The organism is Mycobacterium sp. 2-64, from assembly GCF_035918375.1.
Lineage (GTDB): Bacteria > Actinomycetota > Actinomycetes > Mycobacteriales > Mycobacteriaceae > Mycobacterium > Mycobacterium intracellulare.
The window spans coordinates 3106981-3114788 of record NZ_CP142361.1; the positions used below are offsets into that span (position 1 = coordinate 3106981).

Genomic DNA, 7808 nt, shown 5'->3' on the forward strand with positions numbered 1-7808 from the left:
CATGGACCGACAGGAGGCGAAGCGCAAAAGGGCGCTCATCATCTTCCAGATCTTCATCTACGGCTATCTGCTCGCGATGTTCGGAGTCCAGCTTTACATGTCGTTCGCGCGGGGCTGGTGGGATCTGTGAATGTACCGCTGCTGAAACGGAATTCGGGAGACGCGCCGGAACGTGCCGACGGGTCGCGCAGCCTCGAGGATCACCACGACGAATCACGCCAGGCCCAGCGCCACGCCGACAAGTGGATGATCGTCGGCGCCGCCCTGATGGGCATGTGGGCACCGGGCCTGATCGGATTTCCCATCTTCATGCGCGGGGTATGGCTGCAGCGCCAGGCCCTGCGCGCCGGGCTGTCGGTGCGGCCCATGATCGTGACCCTCATCGGCTATCTCGTCCTGATCGACGGGATGCTCAACAGTCTGGGCTGGGCACTTGACCTGGTCGCCAACCACACATTGATCAACAGGGTGCTGATGGTCGGGTGGGGCAACATGTTCGACGCCGGCTACTTCTGGCATTACAACGAGTTGTGGATCGGCGGCGCGGCGGGCCCGGGCGAAAAGGCCTATGTGGCAGGCCTGATCCTCACCGTATTCTCGATGCGGGTCGCGGCGGCCATCGGGTTTTTACAGATGAAGCGTTGGGGCCATCAGTGGATGGTCGTCACCTGCTGGATGGGCGTGGTGATCTGGTCGGCCTACGTCTTCAACATGACCATGTTCGCCGACGTGCGCTACGCCGGTGTCGTGTTCCCGGTCATCGGCTGGTGGCTCTACGACATCTTCTACATCACCCCGTTCCTCGCGATCCCGTACCTGCACACCGTCAATCGCGAAATCTTCTCCGACTAAAAGGAGCAGTGCCATGACTAGTCCGTCCGTACCGTCCCCCACCGAAGACAAGGACCCGGCAGCCGATCTCGAGCCCGGGACGACGCCGTACTACGCGCGCATGCACACCTGGATCAAGCGCGCCGTGTTGGTGTGCCTGGTAGCGCTCGTGATCGAGGGCGCCTTCACGCTGCCGTTCATGGCGGTCTACTACGGGTACCCGACGCTGAGCCTCACCCAAATCTGCAGTGAGCTGCTTAAGATCCGGTACTCCAACGACACCTTGGAGTGCAAGTACCCCTACCCGCCGTTCGGGCCCCCGGAGGGCGCCGAGGGCAAAGCCACCGCGCAGGACGTCTGGGGCATCCAACCGATACCGAAGTACCACCGGCTGGGGTTCCGCGAACTCGTCAAGATCCACGACGAACGACTCGCCCGCCAAGCGCAGGCGGCGACGCACCCATGACGGGGCCGGCCCGGTGACCTATCGGGTCGTCCAATGGACGACCGGTAACGTCGGCAAGAGCTCGGTCCGGGCGATCGCCGCGAACGCGACGCTGGAGCTGGTCGGATGCTATGCCTTCTCGCCGGAGAAGGCAGGGCGCGACGTCGGCGAGCTGTGCGGGATCGAGCCACTGAATATCAAGGCCACCAACGACATCGAGGCGCTGCTCGCGCTCAAGCCGGACTGCGTGGTCTACAACCCGATGTTCGCCGACGTCGACGAGCTGGTCCGCATCCTCAAGGCCGGCATCAATGTGGTGGGCACCGCCGAGTTCATCACCGGCCACTTTCTCGGCGCGGGACGCGAGCGCATCGCCCAGGCCTGCGAGGCGGGCGGATCGAGCATCTTCGGCACCGGCATCAACCCAGGCTTCGTCCAACTGTTCACCATCGTGTCGGCGGGACTCTCGGAGCGGGTGGACAAGGTGTCGGTGCTGGAGTCCTTTGATACCACGATCTACAACTCGCCGGCGACCGAAATCCCTATGGGCTTCGGCTATCCCATCGACCGTCCGGACCTGCCGGCTGTCACTGAGAAAGGATCCGGCATCTTCCGCGACGGCGTGTTGCTGCTCGCCGACGCCCTCGGCGTCGAGCTCGACGAGGTCCGTTGTGAAGCCGAGTACGCCCAGACCACAGAGGATCTGCACCTGCCCGGGGACTGGACCATCGCGACGGGCTGCGTGGCGGGCATCCACGTTCGCTGGAAAGGGATTGTTGCCGGCCGAGAGGTCATCGAAATCGGCGGGCAATGGCGGAAGGGGCAAGCGCTGGAACCGGATTGGCCGCTGGACATGGGCTACACCGTCGAGGTGCAGGGCCGACCGACGATCAAGACCACGCTGAGCTTCCTGCCACCGCCGGACTTCGAGGGCACCACCTTGGACGACTACATCATGTTGGGCCTCACTATCACCGCCGTGCCGGCGATCACCGCGATACCCGCCGTCGTCGCCGCACCTCCCGGCATCGTCACCTACAACGACCTGCCCCTGCTACTTCCCCGCGGAGTCCTGACGACATGACGACAACACAAGAACCCTCGCTCCATCACGTCGTGTTCGCCGTGGCACCGGAACGACATGCGGCCGTGACCCAGATGTTCAGCGATCTGGGGTTCGTCTTCGAGCCGCTGCAGCTGGCCGAGCTCGGTCTGGACATTCACCTCGACTGGAATCGGGGCATCGAGCTGATCAGCCCGATCCCGGGATCGACCGGGGAGGTCGCCGTTTCGGTGACCGAGTTCCTCGAGCGCCACGGCGACGGCGTGTTCACCGTGGTCATCGGGGTCCCGGAAGCTTCCAGGGCCGACGCCGTCGCCGAGCGCTACGGTGCGACAACGCGTTTCCGGCAACGCATGGAGGGCGAGGGCACCTTTCTCGACGAAAACGACGTGTCGATCCTGGGACTGCCACTGACATTCCTGGCGACCAACATTCCGTGATTGGAGACGGCATGGCCCAACATCGTGAGCCGAACGGAGTTTGCGAGCTCGCCTCGGACGAGCTGCCCATGGCTCTCGGCCGCGGCGTCGTGACCGAGTGGTCAAGGCGGATACCCCATTCCAAGCTGCCACCGGGACCCTGGAACACGTGGCCGTCCCCGACGTGCACCCTGCCGCTATTGCCGCTGCGGATACTCGCCACGGAGAGGTCATGACCGAGCTCCGGTTCGACGGGCGGGTCGCGATCGTCACCGGGGCCGGCGGCCAGGAGCCGAGCCTGGGGCGCTCGCACGCCAAGCTGCTCGCTCAGCGAGGGGCCAAGGTCGTGGTCAACGACCTCGGCGTCGGGCCCGACGGCCGAAACATCCTGCGGGCCAATGCGGAACAGGTGGCCGACGAGATCTGCGCGGCCGGTGGTGAGGCGGTTGCCGACCTGCACAGCGTCGCCGACGAGGACGGCGCGCGCCGGGTCGTCCAGACCGCGATGGACGTGTGGGGCCGCGTTGACATCCTGGTGAACAATGCCGGTGTCTGCTTCATGGCGCACTTCGACGAGATCTCCGACGCCGACATTCGCAATGTCATCGACGTGCACCTGATGGGGACCGTGTGGATGTGCCGGGCGGCGTGGCCCCACATGCGCGATGCGGGTTACGGCCGCATTGTGAACACCACCTCCGGGGCGATGTTCGGACTGGAAAATCTTTCCATCTACGGTGCGGCAAAGGGCGGAATCTTCGGGCTGACACGCGGTCTCGCCGTCGAAGGGGCACCGCTGGGCATCAAGGTCAATGCGTTGGGGCCTGCCGCCGACACGACCGCCGTGCGCCATTTCAACAACCCGTCCGCGTTCACCAGGCTGATGGAGGATCACTTTCCGACCGGCCTGGTGTCACCCGCGGTGGCGTTCCTGGTTCACGAGAGTTGCCCGGTATCCGGAGCCAACCTCGAGGCGGGTGGGGGAAACGTGGGCATCCGGGTGTTCGGTCAGACGACGGGTATATACGACGCCGATCTCACCATCGAGAAGGTGCGGGACACCTTCGCGGCGATCACCGACACGTCGACGGCCAGGTTGATACCGGATTTGCCCGACTCCGGTGAGTTAGCCCCGGGCGAGGCCATTTCGGCGCCTATCGAGGTACTACCGAAGCGCTACCAACCGAGTTGATTTCGGCCAAGGAGACATCATGACCGTCGACACCGCAGCACCCAGCGTCTTCGACGCAGGCCTGCCCACACTGCACTACGACATCGCCGACACCGTGCACCAGGTCGCCCCGCGGATCCACGAGGCGCGCAAGCGATCTCCGATCGCCCTCGGGCCGTTGGGACCCGAGGTGCTCGGCTACGAACTCGCCCGAGGGATACTTCGCGATCCCCGGTTCGTCTTCCCGCCCGGCATGCACATGACGGCTCGCGGGATAACCTCCGGCCCGCTCTATGACCGGGTGCTGGGCACCATCCTCGGCATGGAAGGCGAGGAACATCGGCGCCTGCGCGGTCTGGTGTCCAGGGCCTTCACGCCGCGGGCGTCCGCGCGCATGGAAGACACCATCGACAGGGTGATCAACGATTTGATCGATCAGGTCGCCGGGGCCGGCCGCTGCGACTTCGTCGCCGACATCGCCCGGCCCTACCCGATCCCGATCATCTGCGCGTTGTTGGGCGCACCACCTGAGGACTGGGAGCAGTTTTCCCTATGGGCGGAGGACATTTTCAAGATCGTGCGGTTCGACTCCGACCTGGCGAACGAGCAGCACATCGTGATGCGGGCGTGGGACGAGTTCGACGCCTACATCGACGACATGATCGCCGAACGGCGGAGCCGGTTGACCGACGACTTGATCTCCGAACTGATCCGCGCGCAGGACGACGGCGACCGGCTGAGCAACGCGGAGATGCGCATGCTGGCGTTCAGCATCCTGTCCGCCGGCACCGACACCACCCGCAATCAGCTGGCCGCGTGCATGCACGCGCTGTGCGATCACCCCGAGCAACTGGCGATGCTCCGCAAAAACCCCAACCTCGCGATGCCGGCCGTCGAGGAATGCATGCGCCATTCGCCCGCGGTCTGTACCACCCTGCGCACCGTCCTCGACGATGTCACATTCGCCGATTACACCTTTCCGGCCGGCACCTTCATTTCAGTGAATACCTTTGCCGCCAACTGCGATCCGGAGGTCTATGCGCACCCGGGCAGGTTCGACATCACCCGCGAGGACCCGCCGCCCATTCTGACGTTCGGCGGCGGTGCCCACTATTGCCTGGGCGCGAACCTCGCCCGAACGGAACTCGCCGGAGCGCTCAAAGTCCTCGCCCGGCGCATGACCAACCCGCGGCGCGTGGCGACGGCGCAGTGGAAACCGATGCTGGGACTGAGCGGGCCGGTCGGTCTGGAGATGGAATTCGACTAGCTCAGCGCGTCGTCCGCGGCCAGCTCCAGGACGTGGATTTCGCCCGTCGCGCCGTCGACCTCGACCAGGGCGCCCGGTGGCAACGACTTGGTCGCCCCCTGAACGTCGACGACACAGGGGAAGCCGAATTCGCGGGCCACCACCGCGGCGTGGGACATCGGGCCGCCCAGTTCGGTCACGACGGCGGCGGCGTAACAGAACGCCGCCGTGTATCCGACGTCGGTGACCTCGGCGACGAGGATCTCGCCGGGCTGCAGGTCGTCGATGGTGTCGGGGCGCACGATGCGTACCCGGCCGCGCACCCGCCCGCCGCACACCCCGACCCCGCGCAGGGTGTCCCCGCCGGCCAGGGCGGGCGACGAGGGCGCGGTTGGCTGCCAGCTTCCGCTGAACACCGTCGGCGGCGCCACCGCGACCAGCCGGCGTTGCTCGGCCCGGCGCCGGGCCACTAGCGCGCCCACATCCGCCGGCAGGGCATCCAGTTCGTCGACGAGCAGATAGAAGACATCATCGGCGGCTTCGAAGACGCCCGACTCGACCGCCCTGCGCCCGTACTCGCGCAGCAGCGTGCGCAGAACCCAGTTGGCCCGCACCACCTTGTCGCGGCGGACCTCACGGTCGCGCAGTTGCTGGGTGGCCAGCACCGCAATTGGCTTGGCGTGCAACGGAATCTGGGGGCGCTGGGGTTGCTGCGCCGACGGCGCGCTCATCGCCCTGGTCACCATCCGGACCAGCAGCTCGGGGTCGTCGGCGTAGCTGGTTGACAGCATCTCGAGCTCGGCGGGCCCACGGTGGCCGATGAGCGCCAGCTCGGCCAGCAGCGCGGCATGGAATTCCGGTGCCTCGACGGCCAGCTTGTCCAGCCGGTCCCCCGGTTCTGCCAGTAGCGCCGTCACTTTCGGATCGCGCTGCGCGGCAACCACCAACCGCTGCATCGCCTCGACCGAACGCGCGCTGACCAATTCGGGCCCACCGGGGGCGGCGACGTCCCGCCCGCACAGACCACGCAGCAGCACGTTGAACGCCGCGCACAGCAGGAATGAGCCGGCGGCCAGCACCCAGCCGTGCACCACCTGGTCCCGCGCCAGAAAGATCAGGCTCAGCAGGCGGCGATCGTCGATTCCGGCGAGGTCACCTTCGGTCAGGCGTTCCAGGCGATCGACGTCGGCAACGAATTCGCGGGTGTCCAGGGGCGCGCCGGCCGACAGGCCGATCAGGTTGACGCCGAATACCCCGATGTTGCGGACGGTGCGCAGTCGCTTGCGGATTCGATCGGTGTCGGAGTGCGGATGTTCCTCACCGAAGATCGGCAGGGCGGCCATGCTGGGGCCGAAAAATCCGCTGTTGCTCACCACCGTCGTGGGCTTCACGAAAGGCACCGTCTCGGCCATGAAATGCGCGGTCGTGATCGCGCCGTACAGGCGGTGGGCGAACACCGCGACCATGCGCATCGCGATTTCGCGCTGGATCGTGCCCCCCGGGCGCAACCGCTCGGCAACGCACACCGCGCTGGCCCGCAGTCCCCGGACCGTCGCCGACGCCGACGCCGGCGAGAACGGGCCGGGTAGTGCCTCCGACAGGTTCGTGGCCAAAAACGTCGGAAAGCGCGGGTCGATCGGTGTGTCGAATTCCCCGTTATCCCCCGCTGCGCCCGCCAAATTCGGCTTGACGCCGTCGTCGCTCGGCGCGTCGACCGAGGGTAGGTCCTGGATGGTGGCCAGGCGCCAGGGCAGCGATATCACCCGCTTGCCCACGGTGACCCGGCCGCGCACGGCCAGCGCGAAATCGTCGATGCATTCGGCGGATTCCCACGCGGGCCGAAATCCCCACTCGTGCTGCAATCGCGAGAGATCCATGAGCGGGGCGCAATGCGCCCGTTGCAGTTCGCCCGGCTCGAAGCCCAGCCTCACGACCGGGCGCCCGAGAGCGGCGGCGATCTGCCGCAAGGTCACCTGTCCGGCAGCGGCGAGATTGACCGGGCCGCTGTCGATTCCACCGTCCACGATTGCCTGGTTGAACAGCCGAAGCGCGTCGTCGAGATGGACGACTTGCATGCGGTGATCGCTGGACCGGGCGGGAAACACCGGTAGCGCCAGCATCCGGCGCACCCAGTTGTCGACGCTTCGGCCGAGAATCAGCGCGGAGCGGATCGCGACCCATTCCGTGCCCGCTCCCGCGACCATGCGTTCGACCTGGGCGTTGAGTTGGCCGTCGACGGTGACCGGGGTCAAGGCATCGTGTTCGGCCTTGGGCGCACCGCCGCCGCCGTAGACGTGCGCCGAAGACGCGAAAACGATTCTCCTGGACCCGGTCTCGACCATCGCGTCGAGCACGTTGCGGGCGCCGTCGATGTTGACCTCGTGACCGATCCGTTCGTCTGGTCCGGGAGTGTTCGCCCACGCGCAGTGCGCAACCACTTCCGCGCCCGCCAGGGCGCGCTTGACCGCGGCGGCATCACGGATGTCGGCGTCGACGAAGTCGGCTGCGCTCGGCCAGCTTTCGGGGCGGTGGCGGGCAAGGCCGACGACATCGTGGCCCTGGGTGAGCAGCCGCATGGCGAGTCCGCGGCCGAGCACTCCGCTGGCCCCGGTGACAGCAATTCTCACTGAATG

Annotated in this window: 8 protein-coding genes; 7 read left to right on the top strand and 1 reads right to left on the bottom strand. The window is 66.5% G+C overall.

What is annotated here, in order from left to right; all coding sequences use genetic code 11:
• Position 1 precedes the first annotated feature (1 nt).
• The 7 genes from QGN31_RS14715 (at position 2) to QGN31_RS14745 (ending at position 5196) form a co-directional block, all read left to right on the top strand.
• The gene (locus QGN31_RS14715) at positions 2-130 is read left to right on the top strand and encodes a hypothetical protein (RefSeq protein WP_009956405.1); all 129 of its coding nucleotides are present in this window, start codon (positions 2-4) and stop codon (positions 128-130) included.
• The gene (locus tag QGN31_RS14720) at positions 127-852 is read left to right on the top strand and encodes a hypothetical protein (protein ID WP_009956407.1); all 726 of its coding nucleotides are present in this window, start codon (positions 127-129) and stop codon (positions 850-852) included. Before QGN31_RS14715 ends, QGN31_RS14720 begins: the two co-directional genes overlap by 4 nt.
• 13 nt (positions 853-865) lie before the next feature.
• A complete protein-coding gene (locus QGN31_RS14725; RefSeq protein WP_014380057.1) occupies positions 866-1297 on the top strand; it encodes a hypothetical protein in 432 nt (143 codons plus the stop codon).
• Positions 1298-1310: 13 nt separating this feature from the next.
• Entirely contained in the window at positions 1311-2360 is a 1050-nt protein-coding gene (locus tag QGN31_RS14730) for an NAD(P)H-dependent amine dehydrogenase family protein (RefSeq protein WP_014941859.1), read from the top strand.
• Entirely contained in the window at positions 2357-2779 is a 423-nt protein-coding gene (locus tag QGN31_RS14735) for a hypothetical protein (protein WP_008256385.1), read from the top strand. Before QGN31_RS14730 ends, QGN31_RS14735 begins: the two co-directional genes overlap by 4 nt.
• 211 nt (positions 2780-2990) lie before the next feature.
• Positions 2991-3950 (top strand): SDR family NAD(P)-dependent oxidoreductase, encoded by a 960-nt coding sequence (locus QGN31_RS14740; RefSeq protein WP_014384628.1) that lies wholly within the window; start codon positions 2991-2993, stop codon positions 3948-3950.
• 19 nt (positions 3951-3969) lie between these two features.
• Positions 3970-5196 carry a cytochrome P450 gene (locus QGN31_RS14745; RefSeq protein ID WP_014384627.1) on the top strand — a complete coding sequence of 409 codons (1227 nt, stop codon included), beginning with the start codon at positions 3970-3972 and terminating at the stop codon, positions 5194-5196.
• Here the strand turns inward: QGN31_RS14745 and QGN31_RS14750 are convergent.
• On the bottom strand, positions 5193-7802 hold the full coding sequence (locus QGN31_RS14750) for a sugar epimerase family protein (RefSeq protein ID WP_041784970.1): 2610 nt from the start codon (positions 7800-7802) through the stop codon (positions 5193-5195). The genes QGN31_RS14745 and QGN31_RS14750 overlap by 4 nt on opposite strands.
• Between the last annotated feature and the right edge of the window lie 6 nt (positions 7803-7808).